Below are 16,665 nucleotides of genomic sequence, written 5' to 3' on the forward strand. Positions count from 1 at the left end.
GAACATTGGCACGTCTAAAGGGGGCAGGTCACACTGCGCGAAAAATTACCGTCCGTGATTTTTACATTGAGAGTCAACCAGTCCCGATAAGGGACGCCATCTTCCTCGATGGAACGAGAAGTCGGCACGATATCGAATTTGAAGTCATCGAAATCAATGGTCAGCATGTTTGTTTGTATGGAAATGAGAAATGGTTCCATCGTGCCTGGCGACAGAGATCCAGCTAGTTTGTGGGGTAACGCGCAGGGTCCGAGACCTTGTCCGCCTTGCTGTCTGCCGGTGGCGCATGGGCTGCGGCTGAGCTCCCCGCAGCTTTGATCACAGGCACATGAAAGAGGGCTGAAGAGGGCTGCCCTGCGCATCCTCTGGAGCGCGACGACAATAGCCCATGATTCAAGAAAAGCCCCTGGCGGCAACCGAACTGGAGCGGCCTGCCATGGCCTTGCGCACTCTTGCGAATGGGGTGCGGCTGCTGGCGCTGCCCATGCCGCATTTGCAGAGCGTCAGCGTGGGTGTGTTCCTGCGCGTGGGCTCCCGCGACGAGACCTCCACCAGCAACGGCATCAGCCATGTGCTGGAACACATGGCGTTCAAGGGCACGCATACGCGTTCCGTGCAGGAGATCAACCTGGATGCGGAGCGGCTGGGCGCGGAGGTCAACGCCTTCACCGGAAAAGACATCACCGGCTATTTCATGACCGGCCTGGGCTGGCATGCGCAGGCCTTGCTGGGGATGATTGCGGACATCGTGCTGAACAGCGTGTTTCCCGAGCATGAGCTGCAAAGGGAGCTGCAGGTGATCCGGCAGGAGGCCATCGAGTACGAAGAGGACCCGGAGGACAGCGCCGGCGACCTGCTGGACCGCGCCATCTGGGGCGACGACCCCATGGGCATGCCGGTGATCGGCACGGTGGCCAATATCGAAGGCTTCACGCGGCAGGATCTGGTGCGCCATGTGCAGTCCCACTACGTGGGAGAAAAGACCGTCGTCGTTGCGGCCGGAAACTTCGATGTGCCGGCCTGGCTGGAGCAGGCGGCGCAGCTGTTCGCCGGCATGCCTGCGTCGGCCGATCCCGCTGTGGCGTTGCCCCCTCAGCCCGCAAAGTATGTGGGGCAGGCCCTGGCGCAACGTTTCACGCAGGTGTCCCAGGTGTTCGTGAACCTGGCCTATCCCCTGGTGTTCGAGCAGTTGCAGGGCGAGCACCCGCAGCGTGCGCGTCTCGTGGCCTCGCTGGCGGCCCATCTGCTGGGGGAGGGGATGTCGTCGCCCCTGGTCGATACCGTGCGTGAACGGCTCGGACTGGCCTATACGGCCTATGCGGCGATGGAGGGCGGTGACGTCTGGGCAAACTTCATCGTGCATGCGGTCACGACGCCGGACAAGCTCGAAGCACTGGTGGCAGCGACAGGCGGCCTGCTGCGCGCCCAGGCGGCCGGCATCGACCCCGTGCATCTGGAACGGGCCAAGAACCAGCTGGCGGTCTCGCGGGTGCGTGCGGGCGAGCGGACCTACGCCACCATGGAGCGGGCTGTCGAGGATCTCTTTGCCCATGGCAGCGTGACATCCGTGGCCGAAACGCTGGCGATGATCGATGGCATCGGTGCCGAGGAAGTGCGCAAGGTCTTCGAGCGCATGCTGGCCCACCCTCCGGCGGTGGCCATCACCGGCAAGGGCGCCAGTGCCCGGACCGTGCGGCAGCTGGCCGCAGGCCTGGCGGGCTGAGCCGGCAGCGCGCGGCCAGCGGCCAGCGGCCAAGCGCCAGCCGCAACACATGGCGCTTTTCCCGTTGTCATGGAGTTGAGGAAGCGGGCGGCGGCGCGTTCCATTGCCGCTTGAAGTAGTGCGACTTCGGGTGCTCCTGCAGGAACACGCAGCACTGCACCCACGCCGCTGACTCCGGGGGCGCTTCGAACGGGGCGTTCGGGCCGATCGCACCGATCGCGCGCGAGAGATGCTCGAATACGACCTCGGCCATGGCCGAGCACATCTGCGGCGGGCGCGGGTTGGTCAGCGTCAGGGTGGCGATCAGTTGCTGCGCGTGGGGGTCGTCGCCGCACAGTCCGACGGCGATGGGGGCCACGCGCGACTTCAGGTCCGCGAGCCGTGCCCATCCGCGCTCGGCCAGCGCAAGGTGCATGGCGTGCAGGACCGGCTCCCACTGGATCGACGGGAGCAAGGATGGCGATACCTCGATGGCGATGTGCGGCATGGGGCGGCGCCTTCAGTCGAGCTTGATGCCGACTTCGCGGATCAGTGTCTGCCAGCGTGCCCGCTCGCTGTCCAGCAGGCGTGCGAATGCCTGGGGCGAGTTGTCGATGGGCACCGAGCCGAGTTCGGCCAGCCTGTCCTGCGTGGCCTTGGTCGCCAGCGCCGCGCCCATGTGCTTGACCAGCCAGGCCTTGCGGTCGGCCGGGGTCGCGGCGGGCGCGAGGAAGCCGTACCAGCCGCTGATCTCGGCGTCCACGCCCGATTCCTTGAGCGTGGGCACGCCGGGCAGAGCGGGAATGCGTCTGGCGGACGTCACCGCCAGCGCCTTCAGGCGCCCGCTTTGCACATGCTGCAGGATGGCCGGCGTGGCCTCGAACACCATCTGCACCGTGCCGCCCAGCACGTCGTTGAGTGCAGGCGCGGAGCCCCGGTACGGAATGTGCAGGATCGAGGTGCCGGTCTGGCGCTTGACGAGTTCTCCCGCCAGATGCTGCGGCGTGCCGTTGCCGGCGGATGCGTAGGAGAACTTGCCCGGGTTCTTGCGCAGCCATTCGAGCGCCTCCTTGGCCGTGGCCGCCGAGAAGGAGGGATGCACGGCCCAGATCAACGGCACCGAGGCGGCCCATGCCAGCGGTGTGAAGTCCTTGGCTGGATCGAAGTTGAGCCTGGAGTACAGCGCCGGGTTCGCGGCCATGGGGCCGAGTGCGCCCAGCAGCAGCGTGTAGCCGTCGGCCTCTGCGCGTGCTGCTGCCTCCGTGCCGATGTTGCCGCCCGCACCGCTGCGGTTGTCCACGATCACCGTGCTGCCGCTGTCCGTTTGCAAGGCGTTCGCCATCAGGCGGGAGACGGCATCGGTGGTCGCACCTGCCGGATAGGGGCAGATGATGCGGATGGGCTTGGAAGGGAATGCCTGTGCGCGCGCCGAGGGGCTTGCGCCCATGGCTGAAATGGCCGTCGCCGTGCTGGCGTACTGAAGGAAGTTGCGTCGTTTCATCGGTGCTCTCGTGACCAGAGTTGTCTCGTGGCCGTAGTGTCGGCAGGCCCTTGTTTCTTCGCAATTCGCATTTTCTGGCCGCGTCTATCGGATAATCCGATGGCCATGTCCGCACGCAGCCGCGACCCCCTCGATCTCGTCTCATTGCGCCAGTTGCGCTACTTCGTGTCGGCGATGCGGGCGCACAGCTTCAGTGCGGCATCGCGCGATGCCTCGATCTCGCAGGCGGCGCTGTCGGAGCAGATCGCCTTGCTGGAATCGACCCTGGACGTGCAGCTGTTCGACCGTGCGAGCGGGCGCGCCGTTGCCACGGCCTCCGGACATGAGCTCGACCGCCGGGTGTCGGCCTGCCTCAGTGAGCTGCAGGCGGCGCTGCGCGACGTGCAGGCGCGTGCGAGCACCGTGGCGGGCCTGGTGCGCATCGGCCTGGTGCAGTCCTACGCGGGATGCTGGGTACTGCCCGTCGTGCGCAGTGCCCAGGCGCAGTGGCCGCAGCTGGCGATCGCACTGCGCAGACGCACCGCACAGGCCTTGGTGGAGGGCGTGTTGCGTGGCGATTTCGATCTCGCCGTCAGCTTCGACCCGGAGCCGCATGCCGATCTGGAGATCCTGGCCTGTTTCGACGAGCCGGTGGTGGCCGTGGGATTGAAGCCCCGCCGGCGGCGACGCCTGCTGGAGCTCAGCGAAGTCGCGAACCACCCCCTGGCCTTGCTGCCAAGCGAATACGCCATGCGGCGCCAGCTCGACAACGCCTTTGCGGCGCAGGGGCTGAAGCCGGGCGTGCATCTGGAGTCCGATACGCTGGAGGACCTGGTGCATGCCGCCCGTGAAAACGGCATGGTTGCGCTGCTCAACGGTGCCGCTGCAATGAGCCTGGACGTGCAGGACGCAGTCCCGTTGGCCGAAAGAAATCTGGGCCGGCAAGCCTGCCTGGTGCGCTCACGCAGCCGTCACCACGGCTTTGCCGCCCAGTACGTATGGGACGAGCTGTCGGCGGCAACCCCCACGCTGCCGCCAGCGTGGGGGCGGCGCGTTGCAGCCGCGCGCTAGTCGTCGGCCGGGTCCGTTCCGCCCAGGCCCGTACCGCCCGGATCCGTACCGCCCGTCAGGGCACTTCCTTCAGGCCCACCAGTTGCAAGGGGCGTGCCAGCAGTTCGTCGAAGCGTTTCTCGAACGCCTTGAAGTACGGCATGCGGAAGTGCGCATCCAGCGCTGCCTGGTCCCTGAATGACTCCCGCATGTAGAAGGTGCCGGGTTTGTCCGCCAGCTCGAACAGCGTGTAGTCCAGGCATCCGGCCTCTTGCCGGGTGAATGGCACCAGCGCGCGCAGGGCGTCGCGCAGCTGGTCTTGCTGGCCGGCCTTCGCTTCAAGGATGGCCAGGTTGAAAATGGTCTCTGTCTTCATGGCTCAGCCCCAGTTCTCCAGCACCACCTTGCCGCGCGCCTTGCCCGACTCGATCAGGGCATGGGCGCGCTTGAGGTTGTCTGCGTTGATGCTGCCGAAGCGCTCGGCCAGCGTGGTGCGGATCAGGCCGGCATCGACCAGTGCGGCAACCTCGTTGAGCAGGCGGTGCTGGCCGATCATGTCGTCGGTGCCGAACAGGGCGCGGGTGAACATCAATTCCCAGTGCACCGACACCGACTTGCGCTTGAGCTTGGTGATGTCCAGCGACGCGGGATCGTCGATCAGGCCGAATTTTCCCTGGGGCGCGATCGCCTCGACGATCTGTGCGAAGTGCAGGTCGGTCTGCGTGAGGCTCACGATGTGGTCCACCGTGGGAAAGCCGATGCGCTTGAGTTCGTCGGCAATCGGCTGGCTGTGATCGATCACGTGGTGGGCGCCGAGCTCCTTGACCCAGGCCTGCGTCTCGGGCCGCGATGCGGTGCCGATGACGGTAAGGCTGGTCAGCCGCGTGGCCAGCTGCGTGAGGATGGAGCCCACGCCGCCGGAGGCGCCGATGATGAGCAGTGTCTTGTGGCTGGGGTGCTTGCCCGGCGCGATGCCCAGGCGGTCGAACAGCATCTCCCACGCGGTGATGGCGGTCAGGGGCAGGGCCGCCGCCTGTGCGAAGTCCAGCGACCTGGGCGCGTGGCCCACGATGCGCTCGTCCACCAGGTGCAGTTCGCTGTTCGTGCCAGCGCGCGCAATGGAGCCGGCGTACCAGACGCGGTCGCCCGGCTTGAACAGCGTGACTTCGGGGCCCACGGCCTTGACGATGCCGCTGGCATCCCAGCCCAGCACCTTGTGCGTTTGCCCCTCGGCGGGCGCGCCGCTGGCGCGCACCTTGGTGTCCACCGGATTGACGGACACGGCCCTGACTTCGACCAGCAGGTCGCGGCCGGTGGCCACGGGATCGGGCAGGGTGATGTCGATCAGCGATTCGGGTTGGCTGATGGCCTGGGGTTTCTGGTATCCAACGGCTTTCATGGTCGTGCTTTCAAAGGTTGAGGAAGAGGGGATAGCAAGGAGGGAGAGCAGGGAGGGCGAGCAAGGAGGGTTTCAGGCAGTGGCGAGGGCTGCGTAGTCCGAGTAGCCGCGCGCGTCGCCGCCAAACAGGGCCTTCGGATCGAATGCGGCCAGCGGCGCCTGGGCGGCGTAGCGCGCCGGCAGGTCCGGGTTGGCAATGAAGGGGCGGCCGAAGGCGACGAGGTCTGCCAGGCCCTCGTGCAGGATGGCTTGGGCGCGCTCCGCGTCGTACTTGCCCGCAACGATCACCTTGCCCTGGTAGGCGCGGCGCAGCGCGTGGCGGAAGTCTTGCGGAATCTCGGGCGCATCGTCCCAATCGGCTTCGGACAGGTGGATGTAGGCCAGGCCGATCTCGTCGAGCTTGCTGGCCAGATGCAGGATGGTCTCGATGATCTGCGGGCAGTTCATGTTGCGCTGCGTGATGAAGGGCGCCAGGCGGATGCCGGTGCGCTCGGCCCCGACCTCGCCCGCCACGGCGGCCGCGACCTCTTCGGCAAAGCGCGTGCGCTGGGCGATGCCGCCGCCGTAGGCGTCGGTGCGGTGGTTGGAGGTGGTGCGCAGGAACTGATCGATCAGGTAGCCGTTGCCGCCGTGGATTTCCACGCCGTCGAAACCGGCGCGCATCGCATTGGCCGCGCCCCTGCGGAAGTCGCCGATCACGTCCTGGATGTCCTGTGCGCTCAGTGCACGCGGCACGGGGCAGTCGACCATGCGGCCGACACCGTCGTCGCCGACCACCCAGACCTGCGCTTGGGGCGACAGCGCCGAAGGCGCGACCGGCAGGCCATCGGCGTGAAAGCTGGCATGCGACATGCGGCCAACGTGCCACAGCTGCAGCACCATGCGCCCGCCGGCGGCATGCACCGCGTCCGTGACGCGGCGCCAACCGTCCACCTGCGCCTCTGAATAGATGCCGGGGGTGAAGCTGTAGCCTTGGCCCTGGCGGGAGATCTGGGTGGCTTCCGAGACGATCAGGCCGGCGCTGGCGCGTTGTGCGTAGTAGGTGGCCATCAGTGCATTGGGCACGTCTCCTGGCTGGCTGGTGCGGCTGCGCGTCATGGGGGCCATCACCATGCGGTTGGGCAGGCTGAGCGGGCCGAGCTGCAGGGGGCTAAACAGGGGCGTGGAGGCGGTGGTCATGCGGTTCTTTGGCGGAGCTGTACAGGTGTTGGGGCAGTGGCGGAAATCCGGTTCGCAAGTCGTCTGGGTATGGAGCGATGTTGACCTGGGTGTTTCAATTGAAAAAGACCCGCAGGACTGAAGGCGGCTTCAAAAGAAATTTGACGATGAGGTCCAGGCGCGGCCTGCACAACACGCGGGCGGATGGCCGTGCCGCGCCTGCCTGGCTACCATCTCCCCCATGAAGACCCAATACTTCGCCGCCACCTCACTCGACGGATTCCTGGCCACCGAGGACGACGCCCTGGACTGGCTGTTCCCGCTGGGCGACATGCAGGCCACGGGCTACCCGGAGTTCATTGCCGGCGTGGGCGCGCTGGCCATGGGGTCCGCCACCTACGAATGGATGCTGCGCCACGCGGAGACGGTGGCGCAGGAGACCGGGGCGGCGTGGCCCTATACGCAGCCTGCCTGGGTGTTTTCCAGCCGCACGCTGCCTGGTATCCCGGGTGCCGATATCCGGTTTGTCAGCGGTGATGTGCGTGCCGTGCATGCGCAGATGCAGGCGGCGGCCGGCGGGCGCAACCTCTGGATCATGGGAGGCGGGGACCTGGCGGGGCAGTTCTACGATGCGGGCCTGCTGGACGAGATGATCCTGAGCGTGGGCTCGGCCACGCTGGGCCGGGGCAAGCCACTGTTTCCGCGCCGGGTGCTGCATCCGGTGTTGCGCCTGCTGTCGGTTCGGCAGATTGGCGAGGGCATGGCGGTGCTGCATTACGAGGTGCGCAAGAGCACGGGCTGACGGGCGCCCTGATTCGGTCTGCGCGCCGCTCAGTTCGCCTCTCCGCGCCCAGGCGCCGTCATCCCCGGAATGTATTCATTGGAGATGAAGCTGCGGCAGCGGTGCATGAAGGCTTCCACCACATGGCGGGGCTTTTGTTCGCGGGCCCAGGCCAGGCCCAGTTTCATGGGGCGGTGGTTGCCGTTCAGGTGCAGGTTGACGATCTTCTTGCCGTCCAGCGCGTGGGAGTTGCGCGGGCGCACGTTGACCAGGGAGTAGCCCACGTCGTTGGCGACCAGGGAGCGCACCACGTCGGGGCTGGCGCTGCGGGCCGCAATCAGGGGTGAGACGCCGGCTTCGCGGAACAGCGACATGAAGTATTCGCGGCTCAGGGGCAGGTCCAGCAGGACCATGGGCAGCTGGGCCAGCGCCTCCAGCGTGGTGGAGCGGTGGTTGGCCAGCGGATTGAGTTCGCTGACGATGACCATGGGCGGCAGCTGGGCCAGGGGCTCGAAGCAGATGTCCGATTCGGCCACCAGCAGGTCGTAGGTGATGGCGACATCGATCTGCGCGGTGCGCAGCTTGTGGATCAGGCCTTCCTGGTGGTCCTCGATCTGGGTGACCGTGGCCTTGGGGTGGGCGCGCGCGAACCCCTGGCACAGCTCGGGGGCGACCATGGCCGCCAGCGTGGTGAAGCAGCCCACGCGCACGGGGCCGCGCACCTGGCTTTGCGCGCTGCTGGCCACGTCGTACAAGGCCATGGCCTGGTCGAGCAGGCCGCGGATCTCCCGCAGGACCTCGGCGCCTGCGGGCGTGACGGACAGGCCTTGCGCATGGTGGCGCACGAACAGCGGCACCTGCAGCTCGGCCTCCACCTGGGTGATGGCCGATGAGATGGACGAGGGTGAGACATGGATGCGGTTGGCGGCCTCGGCAATGCTGCCGAACTCGCCCGCTGCCACGCAGTATTCCAATTGTCTGAAGGTCAGTCGTGTCAGCACGGTGTGCAAGAGGTGGAGAGGGGGAGGGCGGCCAGGGTGACCTGCCGCGTAGTTGACCAAGCGGCGGACCGCGCTGCAAGAGGCCCTTCCCGCAAGGCGCCTGCATTGTGCGGCGGTCGGGCCCCGGCAGCCTTCAGTCGCTGGCGTTGTGATTGCGAAACCATTGCGCCACCGCACCGTCGCCCTGGGCCGGCGCCTGCGTGGCCTTCACGCGGTCCGTCAGGCCGGCGGACTTGCCGACGAAGTCCAGCGGCGCATCCCAGTTGAAGTGCCGGTATACGGCCGCCGTCTGGGCGTAGGGCGGGCATTGCGCAAACAGCTGGAAGCTGAGCCGGTGGCCGGCGTGGTCCGAGTCGAGCAGGTCGCGCGCATAGGCCAGCAGCCTGCGGCGGTCGTCGGCCTGCCACTGCGGGCCGAGGGTGTAGAACTTGCGCAGCCAGGGGCCGGTTTCCTCGTTCTCGAAGCTGGCGTGGTCCGGCGTCAGGCAGACCTGGCCGCCGCACAGCTCGCGCACGGTGTTCATCATGTGGTGCAGCTGGCTGGTGGCCAGAGACCGTCCCGTGAACAGCAGCGACTGGTTGGGCATCATCAGCCCGGCCGGGCTGCGCTCGGCCAGTGCGATGGCGGCCGTGAGGTGGGCGTTGATGCCTTCGCGGTAGCAGGCCAGGCCGGCCAGCCTGTCCTGCACGGCCTGCAGCTTCTCCACGCCGGTCTGGCGCGCGTTGTGCAGGGCCGTGCCTATCAGCATGTCGGCCAGCTTCAGGCTGCGCTGCAGGAAGGTGAAGGCCGAGTAGCGGTGCAGCGTCTCGCGCAGGAAATGGGCGGCCCGGGTGTGACGGTAGAACAGCACGTTCTCCCAGGGAACCAGCACGTCGTCGAAGACCACGATGGCGTCCACTTCGTCGAAGCGATGGCTCAACGGATGGTCCTGGGCCGATGCGCGGGCGGCCAGGCCCGGGCGGCATATGAAGCGCAGGCCGGGCGCGCCCAGGTCGCAGATGAAGCCTATGGCGTATTCGGACTGCGCCGCGTCGCCCCAGTGCGCCAGCCCCGGCTTGGTGAAGGCCTGGTTGGCATAGGCGGCAGCGGTCTCGTACTTGGCGCCGCGCACGATGACGCCTGCATCGGTCTCTTTCACCACATGCAGCAGCACGTCGGGGTCCTGGTCCTGCGGCAGGCGCGAGCGGTCGCCCTTGGGGTCGGTGTTGGCCGATACGTGGAACAGGTCGCCACGCACCACGCGGCGGATGTGGGTGCGGATGTTGGCGGAAAAGCGCGGGTCCAGCTCGTTGAGCACGTCCTGGCCATCGAACAGCGACCACATCTCGCCCACGCTCTCGTCGCCCACGCGCATGACCACGCCGCCCATGTCCTCCAGCAGCAGGTCGGTGGCGCGGCGCTTGTCCCACCAGTCCTGGCGCGTCAGCGGCAGCTTGTGGGCGATGGGGTGGCGCTCGCCGTCGCCTTCGTCGCAGGTGAGCGCGTCGCGCAGCGCGGCCTCGTGCTGCAGGTCGTACATGCGCGCGCGGATGTCCACCAGCGGCTTGAACATGGGGTGGGTGGTCACGTCCTTGACGCGCTCGCCGTTCATCCAGACCCGCCGGCCATCGCGGATGGAGTCGCGGTACTGGCTGCCTGTCCTGATCATCAGCGGCTGGCCCACTTGCCGTCTTTGACCTCGTGCAGCTGCAGCTCCACGGGCACCTGCGTCTGGCCGTTGGCGTCGAAGGTCACGGTACCGGTCACGCCGTCGTAGCGTATGGCGCGGATGGCCTTGGCCACGGCCTGCCGGTCCTTGGTGCCGGCCGTCTTGAGCGATTGCAAAAGGATGCCGGTGGCGTCGTAGGCGTACTTGGTGTACGGGCTCTCGGAGTCGGCATAGCCCTTGGCGGCATAGGCGCGGCTCATGGCGTCCAGCCGGGGGTTGGTCTGCGATTTGGGCGTGCCGACGATGGTGCCGTCCGCAGCCGGGCCGGCGATCTGGATGAGCTGCGGATCGAAGATGCCGCTGATGCCCAGCATGGGCTGCTTCATGCCCAGCTCGGCCATCTGCTTGCGCACGATGCCGGCCTCGGTGATCACGCCGCCGAAGTAGACCGCGTCGGGGTTCAGGCTCTTGATCTTGGTGAGGATGGAGCGGAAATCCGTCGTGCCCACGGGGTAGCTTTCCTCGGCCACCACGCTGCCTTTTTCTGCCTTGTAGAAGCTGCCGAACGAGGCCAGGTTGGCGCGGCCGTAGTCGCTGGTGTCGGCAATGATGGCGATCTTTCTTGCGCCCAGGCCCGTGGCGGCCCAGGTGGCCAGGGGCTTGTTCTCGTTGACCAGGGTGGGCGTCACGCGCGTGGTGTTGGCGAAGTTCTGGTCGGTGATCTTGGGGCCGATGGCGCCCCAGACGATGAAGGGCATCTGCACGCGGTTGAACACCGGCAGCGTGGCCAGGGCCACGGGGCTGTTCCAGTGGCCGATGGCGCCCACCACGTCGCGGTCGTTGACCAGCTTGAGCGCGGCGGACACGCCGGTCTGCGGGTCGGAGGCATCGTCCAGCACCACGCCCTCCACCTTGAACGGCACGCCGGCCGTGGCATTCCACTGGTCTATGGCCAGCAGGAAGCCGTTCTTCGCGCCCAGGCCCTGCTGTGCGTTGCCGCCGCTGACGGGTCCGATGAAGCCCAGCTTCACGGTGGACTGGGACCAGGCCGCGCCGCAGGCCAGCGTGGCGGCGGCCAGCGCCAGGGCGGATGCGGCAAGGCGCCGGCGCGATGGCAGGAGGGCGGTGGTTGTCGTGAAGGCTTGCATGGTCGGTCGGTCCTGTTCAGGTGAAGACGAAGGGCAGCCATGGCGGCCCGGGCCGGGGCGGCGGGGCGCCACGGTGCATGGCGGGCTGGCCGGCGCTGTCTGGCAACGCCGCCGGATCAATGTATCGCCGCACCTGCCCGGGACTGGATCGCGTTTTCCGAAGCAGCGCCTCGGCAAAAGCGACGCAGGTTTTGCGCGGTTTCTTGCTTCAATGGTTACGTGACATGGAGACAAGCGAAGCCCCGCCAACCCGGCCGAACCCGACACAAGAGGAACCCTATCGATGCATGACGCGCTGTTCCAGCAACTCATCAACTGGCTGACCCTGGGCTGCATCTACAGCCTGCTTGCCCTGGGTTTCAGCCTGTTGTTTGGCGTGCTGCAGGTGATTCACTTTTCCCATGGCGACGTGGCCATGGTCGCCCCCTTCATCGCCCTGGCGGCCGTGCAGGCCCTGGCCGCCGCGCTGGGCGGCTCGGCCCCCTGGCTGGTGCTGGGCCTGGCCTGCCTGGTGGCCATTGCGGCGGTGGGAGGGCTGGGCGTCGCCCTGGACCGGCTGGTGATCAGCCGCTTTCGCAATGCGCCGGCCATGATGCCGCTGGTGGCCACGGTGGCTCTGGGCATCGTGATCCGCGAGCTGATCCGCCACCTGTACCCGCAGGGCAGCAATCCGCACGCGTTCCCGGCGATTGCGCAGGGGGCCGTTCCCACCCCGTTCGGGCCGCTGCCCCTGATCAGCGTGGTCTCGGTGCTGGTGGCCATGGCGCTGGTGGGCGTGCTGCTCTATGTGCTGCACCACACGCCCATGGGCATGCGCATACGCGCCGTGTCGCAGGACCGCGAAACCGCGCGGCTGTTCTCCATTGCGCCGGGGCCGGTGTTTCGCAACACCTTCTTCATTGCCTCGGCCACCGGCGCGGTGGGCGGCATCTTCCTGGCCAGCTATGCGGGCGTGGTGCGCTTTGACTTCGGCGTGCAGGCGGGCCTGATCGGCTTTTCCGCCGCAGTGGTCGGTGGCCTGGGGCGGCTGGGGGGCGCCATTGTCGGCAGCCTGCTGATTGCGGCCATCGAGACCATCGTGCAGGGCTATGTGCCCAATGGCACCTCGTACCGCCTGGTGTTCGTGTTCGCCCTGGTGATCCTGGTGCTGATCTTTCGCCCCGCCGGCCTGTTCGGCGTTCAGAAAATGGAGAAGGTGTGATGCAGACAACGACGATACAGGCGCCGCCGCAGGCGGCTCCACGGAGTGCGGGCTCGGCCGCCATCGTGCTGGGCGTGGCCCTGGCGGGCGCCGTGCTGCTGCGCCAGTTCCTGCTGGCCGAAAGCTGGATCACGGTGCTGGCGCTGCTGGCCTGCTTTGCCGTGGCCCTGGTCGCGGTGCAGAAACGCCCGCTGGTGGAAGACCGCATCGTGGCCGCCTTCGGCCAGTGCAGGCCGCTGGCGGTGGGCACGGGCGTGGTGCTGGCCCTGGTGTTTCCGTGGGTGCTGGGCGGTGACAGCTACGCCATGCACCTGATGATCATCGCCTGCCTGTACGCGGTGCTGGCGCTGGCGCTGAACTTCCAGCTGGGCAGCGCCAACATACCGAACTTCGCCACCGGCGCGTCCTACGGCATCGGCGCCTATGCGTCGGCCCTGCTGGCCATCCACTTTGGCGTGAGCTTCTGGATCTGCCTGCTGGTGGCCGCCGCCGTGGCCACGGTCTTCGGCTTTTTGCTGGGCCTGCCGTCCATGCGCACCCGCGACAGCTACCAGGCGCTGGTGACGATCGCCTTCGGAATCGTCGTGCACCAGCTGCTGATGAACCTGGAGTGGACGGGCGGCGCCAACGGCCTGGTGGGCATTCCTTCGCCCACATTGTTCGGCCATTCGTTCAACGACCCCATCACGCTGTGGGGCCACAGCCTGCCGGGCCAGGCCAACTTCTACTACGTGGCTGTCGCCCTGCTGGGGCTGGCCATCGTCTCGGCGCAGCGCCTGCACAGCTCTCGCGTGGGACTGGCCTGGAATGCCCTGCGCGACGACGAGATCGCCGCGCGCGCCTGCGGCATCAACGTCACCTGGTTCAAGGTCAAGGCCTTTGCGGTGGACGCCTTTCTGGCGGGCTTCGCGGGCACGGTGTATGCGTTCTATGTGAGCTTCATCTCGCCGGACAACTTCACCTTCCTGGTGTCTGTGACCATCATGACGCTGGTGATCGCAGGCGGCATGGACAACACGCTGGGCGTGATCGTCGGCGCCTTCCTGCTGACCATGCTGCCGGAGAAGCTGCGGGCGTTTTCCGACTACCGCATCCTGTTCTACGGCCTGGTGGTGATCGCCTTCCTCATCATCCGCCCGCGCGGCATCTTCCCCCAACGGGTGCGCAACCATGAGCATTGATTCCCATCCCATCCACCATGCCGCGCCCGCAGGCCCGCTGGTTCTGGAGGGGCGTGGCCTGACCATGCGCTTTGGCGGCCTGACGGCGGTGCAGGGCGTGGACATCCACCTGGCGGCGGGCGAGGTGCTGGGCATCATCGGGCCCAACGGCGCGGGCAAGTCCACCTTGCTGAACCTGCTGACCGGCATCTACCAGCCCACCGAGGGCGAGGTGCTGCTGCAAGGCCGCTCGCTCAAGGGCATGGCCGCGCACGACATCGCGGGCGCCGGCATTGCGCGCACCTTCCAGACCAGCCGGCTGTTCGGCTCGCTGAGCGTGCTGGACAACGTGATCATCGGCATGCACGCGCGCACCCGCTGCGGCGTGCTCACCGCGCTGCTGCGCCCGGCCGTCTCGCGCGCAGAGATGAAGCGCTGCGCCGAGCGCGCCTGCGCGCTGCTGCAAAGCGTGTCCAGCGACCTGCACCAGCGCCGCAACGTGCTGGCCAGCAGCCTGCCGCAGGCCGACCGCCGCCGCCTGGAGATCGCGCGCGCCCTGGCCGCCGAGCCCCGCATCGTGCTGCTGGACGAGCCCTCCAGCGGCATGGACGACCGCGACACCGATGCGCTGATCGCCGACATCCAGCGCCTGCGCGACGGCAATCCGGCGCTGGGCTTCATCATCATCGAGCACGACATGCGGCTCATTGCCACCTTGCCGCACCGCGTGATGGTGCTGGACTACGGACGCAAGATCGGCGACGACAGCTTCGAGGCGGTGCGCCGGCTGCCGCGCGTGCAGGAAGCCTATCTGGGCAGAAAGGCCAGCCATGCTTGAACTGGACTCCATCAGCACGCGCTATGGCGTGGTGAACATGCTCAACCAGGTCTCGCTGCAGGTGCCCGAGCACAGCATCGTCTGCCTGCTGGGTCCCAACGGCGCGGGCAAGACCACCACCTTCAAGGCGATTGCGGGCCTGCTGCCCGTGCACCACGGCGCCATCCGCGTCATGGGCCAGCCGCTGGCGCGCATGCGCACCGAGGACCTGGCCGGCCTGGGCGTGGGCTTCGTGCCCGAAGGGCGGCGCCTGTTTGCCGAGCTGACCGTGCAGGAGAACCTGAAGATCGGCCACGACGCGCTGCGCCCGCAGCAGGGCTTTGCCCAGGCGCTGGAGCGCGTGGTGGCCCTGTTCCCCCGGGTGGGCGAGCGCCTGTCGCAGGCAGCGGGAACCCTGTCCGGCGGCGAGCAGGCCATGGTGGCGCTGGGCCGCGTGCTCATGGGCGAGCCGCGCCTGGTGGTGATGGACGAGCCCACGCTGGGCCTGTCGCCCAAACTCATCGAGGAGTACTTCGAGACGGTGCAGCGCATCCACAGCCAAGGCATCACCGTGCTGCTCATCGAGCAGAACGCCGAGGCGGCGCTGTCCATCGCCCACACCGGCTATCTGCTGCTCAAGGGCCAGCTGGTGGCCTCGGGCACGGCCAGCGAACTGCTGGCCAACGACGTGGTGAAGCACCTGTACCTGTAGCGCCGCACGGGCGGCCTTCACCTCCTTCCCTTTTTTGTTGCGGACCACACCAAGGCAGTCGGCACCGCGCCGATGCGGGACGGCCTGCGCCTTTTTTTCCTGAGAGACCCACACCATGACAGCTGAAATCCAAACCATCAACACGCTCGTGGTCGGTGCCGGGCAGGCCGGCATCGCGGCCAGCGAACACCTGAGCCAGCTTGGCGTAGAGCACCTGGTGTTGGAGCGCCAGCGCATCGCCCAGGCCTGGCGCACGGGGCGCTGGGACTCGCTGGTGGCCAACGGGCCGGCCTGGCATGACCGCTTTCCGGGCCTGGAGTTCAAGGGCGACCGCGACGGCTTTCCCGGCAAGGACGAGGTGGCCGACTACTTCGAGGACTATGTCCGCCAGATCAAGGCGCCCGTGCGCACCGGCGTGGAGGTCAGGCGGGTCACGCGCAACCAGGGCCGGCCGGGCTTCACGGTGCAAACGTCCGAGGGCGTGATCGAGGCCCGCAACGTGATCGCGGCCACGGGGCCGTTCCAGGTGCCGGTGATCCCTCCGATAGCGCCGGCTGCGCCCGCTGCACCCGCCGATGGCAGCCTGCTGCAGATCCATTCCGCGCACTACCACCGCCCCGCGCAGCTGCCCGAAGGCGCCGTGCTGGTGGTGGGCGCAGGCTCCTCGGGCGTGCAGATCGCCGATGAACTGCAGCGCGCGGGCCGCAAGGTGTTCCTGTCGGTAGGCGCCCATGACCGGCCGCCGCGCGCCTACCGCGGCCGTGATTTCTGCTGGTGGCTGGGCGTGCTGGGCGAATGGGATGCGGCCATTGCCAAGCCCGGCCGCGAGCATGTGACCATTGCCGTCAGCGGCGCGCGCGGCGGCCACACCGTGGACTTTCGCGCGCTGGGCCACCAAGGCATCACCCTGGTGGGACTGACCGAGTCCTTCGCCGATGGCCGGGTGCGCTTCCGGGACGACCTGGCCGAGAACATCGCCAACGGAGACGCCAACTACCTGACCATGCTGGATGCGGCCGACGACTACATCCGCCGCAACGGCCTGGACCTGCCCGAGGAGCCCGAGGCGCGCAGGCGCCTGCCCGATCCGGAGTGCATGACCCATCCGCTGCGTGAACTCGACCTGGCCGCCGCAGGCATCACTTCCATCATCTGGGCCACGGGCTACAGGGTGGACTTCAGCTGGCTGCAGGTGGACAGCTTCGAGCCCGGCGGCAAGCCGCGCCACCACCGCGGCGTGGGCCATGAGCCCGGCATCTACTTCCTGGGCCTGCCCTGGCTGTCGCGCCGTGGCTCGTCCTTCATCTGGGGCGTGTGGCATGACGCCAAGTTCGTGGCCGACCACATCGCCAAGCAGCGCCGCTACAGCGACTACGACGCCGCTGCCCGCAGCAGGTAGCAGGTAGCA

General features: G+C 67.6%; 17 protein-coding genes. 8 read left to right on the forward strand and 9 right to left on the reverse strand.

Features of this window, described 5'->3' with window-relative positions:
• Positions 1-14: 14 nt before the first annotated feature.
• A complete protein-coding gene (locus tag JHD82_RS03110) occupies positions 15-167 on the reverse strand; it encodes a hypothetical protein (RefSeq protein WP_199135379.1) in 153 nt (50 codons plus the stop codon).
• 269 nt (positions 168-436) lie between these two features.
• On the opposite strand from JHD82_RS03110, the gene JHD82_RS03115 reads away from it, so the two are divergent.
• A complete protein-coding gene (locus JHD82_RS03115; RefSeq protein ID WP_199135380.1) occupies positions 437-1,723 on the forward strand; it encodes a pitrilysin family protein in 1,287 nt (428 codons plus the stop codon).
• Positions 1,724-1,790: 67 nt separating this feature from the next.
• On the opposite strand, the gene JHD82_RS03120 is transcribed toward JHD82_RS03115, so the two are convergent.
• Together JHD82_RS03120 and JHD82_RS03125 are read right to left on the reverse strand one after the other, a co-directional pair.
• The gene (locus tag JHD82_RS03120; RefSeq protein ID WP_199135381.1) at positions 1,791-2,210 is read right to left on the reverse strand and encodes a 5-carboxymethyl-2-hydroxymuconate Delta-isomerase; all 420 of its coding nucleotides are present in this window, start codon (positions 2,208-2,210) and stop codon (positions 1,791-1,793) included.
• 12 nt (positions 2,211-2,222) lie between these two features.
• Positions 2,223-3,203, reverse strand: coding sequence for a tripartite tricarboxylate transporter substrate binding protein (locus JHD82_RS03125; protein WP_199135382.1), 981 nt, complete (start codon positions 3,201-3,203; stop codon positions 2,223-2,225).
• Between the two features lie 105 nt (positions 3,204-3,308).
• Here JHD82_RS03125 and JHD82_RS03130 point away from each other — a divergent pair, with 105 nt between their 5' ends.
• Positions 3,309-4,253: a LysR family transcriptional regulator gene (locus JHD82_RS03130; protein WP_233174600.1), complete on the forward strand. Its 945-nt coding sequence runs from the start codon at positions 3,309-3,311 to the stop codon at positions 4,251-4,253.
• Positions 4,254-4,308: 55 nt separating this feature from the next.
• Here the strand turns inward: JHD82_RS03130 and JHD82_RS03135 are convergent, their stop codons facing one another.
• The 3 genes from JHD82_RS03135 to JHD82_RS03145 all read right to left on the reverse strand — a co-directional run bounded on the left by JHD82_RS03135 (position 4,309) and on the right by JHD82_RS03145 (position 6,810).
• The gene (locus tag JHD82_RS03135) at positions 4,309-4,608 is read right to left on the reverse strand and encodes a putative quinol monooxygenase (protein ID WP_043820762.1); all 300 of its coding nucleotides are present in this window, start codon (positions 4,606-4,608) and stop codon (positions 4,309-4,311) included.
• A 3-nt stretch (positions 4,609-4,611) separates the two neighbouring features.
• Positions 4,612-5,631 carry a zinc-binding alcohol dehydrogenase family protein gene (locus tag JHD82_RS03140; protein WP_199135384.1) on the reverse strand — a complete coding sequence of 340 codons (1,020 nt, stop codon included), beginning with the start codon at positions 5,629-5,631 and terminating at the stop codon, positions 4,612-4,614.
• A 72-nt stretch (positions 5,632-5,703) separates the two neighbouring features.
• A complete protein-coding gene (locus JHD82_RS03145; RefSeq protein WP_013802997.1) occupies positions 5,704-6,810 on the reverse strand; it encodes an alkene reductase in 1,107 nt (368 codons plus the stop codon).
• Positions 6,811-7,030: 220 nt separating this feature from the next.
• Between JHD82_RS03145 and JHD82_RS03150 the strand changes: the two genes are divergently transcribed.
• Complete coding sequence (locus tag JHD82_RS03150) at positions 7,031-7,591, forward strand: dihydrofolate reductase family protein (RefSeq protein WP_097202720.1); 561 nt, start codon at positions 7,031-7,033, stop codon at positions 7,589-7,591.
• A 29-nt stretch (positions 7,592-7,620) separates the two neighbouring features.
• Here the strand turns inward: JHD82_RS03150 and JHD82_RS03155 are convergent, their stop codons facing one another.
• From JHD82_RS03155 to JHD82_RS03165, 3 genes are all read right to left on the reverse strand, one after another.
• On the reverse strand, positions 7,621-8,571 hold the full coding sequence (locus JHD82_RS03155; protein WP_034398359.1) for a LysR family transcriptional regulator: 951 nt from the start codon (positions 8,569-8,571) through the stop codon (positions 7,621-7,623).
• Positions 8,572-8,704: 133 nt separating this feature from the next.
• Complete coding sequence (locus JHD82_RS03160) at positions 8,705-10,219, reverse strand: 4-hydroxyphenylacetate 3-hydroxylase family protein (RefSeq protein WP_199135385.1); 1,515 nt, start codon at positions 10,217-10,219, stop codon at positions 8,705-8,707.
• Entirely contained in the window at positions 10,219-11,367 is a 1,149-nt protein-coding gene (locus tag JHD82_RS03165; protein WP_012204869.1) for a branched-chain amino acid ABC transporter substrate-binding protein, read from the reverse strand. Before JHD82_RS03165 ends, JHD82_RS03160 begins: the two co-directional genes overlap by 1 nt.
• A gap of 283 nt (positions 11,368-11,650) precedes the next feature.
• Between JHD82_RS03165 and JHD82_RS03170 the strand changes: the two genes are divergently transcribed.
• The 5 genes from JHD82_RS03170 (at position 11,651) to JHD82_RS03190 (ending at position 16,656) form a co-directional block, all read left to right on the forward strand.
• Positions 11,651-12,568: a branched-chain amino acid ABC transporter permease gene (locus JHD82_RS03170; RefSeq protein ID WP_047327224.1), complete on the forward strand. Its 918-nt coding sequence runs from the start codon at positions 11,651-11,653 to the stop codon at positions 12,566-12,568.
• Positions 12,568-13,749 (forward strand): branched-chain amino acid ABC transporter permease, encoded by a 1,182-nt coding sequence (locus tag JHD82_RS03175; protein WP_026062742.1) that lies wholly within the window; start codon positions 12,568-12,570, stop codon positions 13,747-13,749. Before JHD82_RS03170 ends, JHD82_RS03175 begins: the two co-directional genes overlap by 1 nt.
• On the forward strand, positions 13,739-14,566 hold the full coding sequence (locus JHD82_RS03180; RefSeq protein WP_199135386.1) for an ABC transporter ATP-binding protein: 828 nt from the start codon (positions 13,739-13,741) through the stop codon (positions 14,564-14,566). The genes JHD82_RS03175 and JHD82_RS03180 overlap by 11 nt, the downstream gene beginning before the upstream one ends.
• Positions 14,559-15,257 (forward strand): ABC transporter ATP-binding protein, encoded by a 699-nt coding sequence (locus JHD82_RS03185; RefSeq protein ID WP_016448200.1) that lies wholly within the window; start codon positions 14,559-14,561, stop codon positions 15,255-15,257. Before JHD82_RS03180 ends, JHD82_RS03185 begins: the two co-directional genes overlap by 8 nt.
• A 115-nt stretch (positions 15,258-15,372) precedes the next feature.
• Positions 15,373-16,656 carry an NAD(P)/FAD-dependent oxidoreductase gene (locus JHD82_RS03190; protein ID WP_199135387.1) on the forward strand — a complete coding sequence of 428 codons (1,284 nt, stop codon included), beginning with the start codon at positions 15,373-15,375 and terminating at the stop codon, positions 16,654-16,656.
• Positions 16,657-16,665 lie beyond the last annotated feature (9 nt).

It is taken from the genome of Delftia sp. ASV31, from assembly GCF_016428765.1.
GTDB lineage: Bacteria > Pseudomonadota > Gammaproteobacteria > Burkholderiales > Burkholderiaceae_C > Comamonas > Comamonas acidovorans.

What these genes read in the sequence shown, in the direction of transcription:
- JHD82_RS03110 (WP_199135379.1), bottom strand. Translation starts at nt 167, where the DNA reads ATGCTGACCATTGATTTCGATGACTTCAAATTCGATATCGTGCCGACT.
- JHD82_RS03115 (WP_199135380.1), top strand. Translation starts at nt 437, where the DNA reads ATGGCCTTGCGCACTCTTGCGAATGGGGTGCGGCTGCTGGCGCTGCCC.
- JHD82_RS03120 (WP_199135381.1), bottom strand. Translation starts at nt 2,210, where the DNA reads ATGCCGCACATCGCCATCGAGGTATCGCCATCCTTGCTCCCGTCGATC.
- JHD82_RS03125 (WP_199135382.1), bottom strand. Translation starts at nt 3,203, where the DNA reads ATGAAACGACGCAACTTCCTTCAGTACGCCAGCACGGCGACGGCCATT.
- JHD82_RS03130 (WP_233174600.1), top strand. Translation starts at nt 3,309, where the DNA reads ATGTCCGCACGCAGCCGCGACCCCCTCGATCTCGTCTCATTGCGCCAG.
- JHD82_RS03135 (WP_043820762.1), bottom strand. Translation starts at nt 4,608, where the DNA reads ATGAAGACAGAGACCATTTTCAACCTGGCCATCCTTGAAGCGAAGGCC.
- JHD82_RS03140 (WP_199135384.1), bottom strand. Translation starts at nt 5,631, where the DNA reads ATGAAAGCCGTTGGATACCAGAAACCCCAGGCCATCAGCCAACCCGAA.
- JHD82_RS03145 (WP_013802997.1), bottom strand. Translation starts at nt 6,810, where the DNA reads ATGACCACCGCCTCCACGCCCCTGTTTAGCCCCCTGCAGCTCGGCCCG.
- JHD82_RS03150 (WP_097202720.1), top strand. Translation starts at nt 7,031, where the DNA reads ATGAAGACCCAATACTTCGCCGCCACCTCACTCGACGGATTCCTGGCC.
- JHD82_RS03160 (WP_199135385.1), bottom strand. Translation starts at nt 10,219, where the DNA reads ATGATCAGGACAGGCAGCCAGTACCGCGACTCCATCCGCGATGGCCGG.
- JHD82_RS03165 (WP_012204869.1), bottom strand. Translation starts at nt 11,367, where the DNA reads ATGCAAGCCTTCACGACAACCACCGCCCTCCTGCCATCGCGCCGGCGC.
- JHD82_RS03170 (WP_047327224.1), top strand. Translation starts at nt 11,651, where the DNA reads ATGCATGACGCGCTGTTCCAGCAACTCATCAACTGGCTGACCCTGGGC.
- JHD82_RS03175 (WP_026062742.1), top strand. Translation starts at nt 12,568, where the DNA reads ATGCAGACAACGACGATACAGGCGCCGCCGCAGGCGGCTCCACGGAGT.
- JHD82_RS03180 (WP_199135386.1), top strand. Translation starts at nt 13,739, where the DNA reads ATGAGCATTGATTCCCATCCCATCCACCATGCCGCGCCCGCAGGCCCG.
- JHD82_RS03185 (WP_016448200.1), top strand. Translation starts at nt 14,559, where the DNA reads ATGCTTGAACTGGACTCCATCAGCACGCGCTATGGCGTGGTGAACATG.
- JHD82_RS03190 (WP_199135387.1), top strand. Translation starts at nt 15,373, where the DNA reads ATGACAGCTGAAATCCAAACCATCAACACGCTCGTGGTCGGTGCCGGG.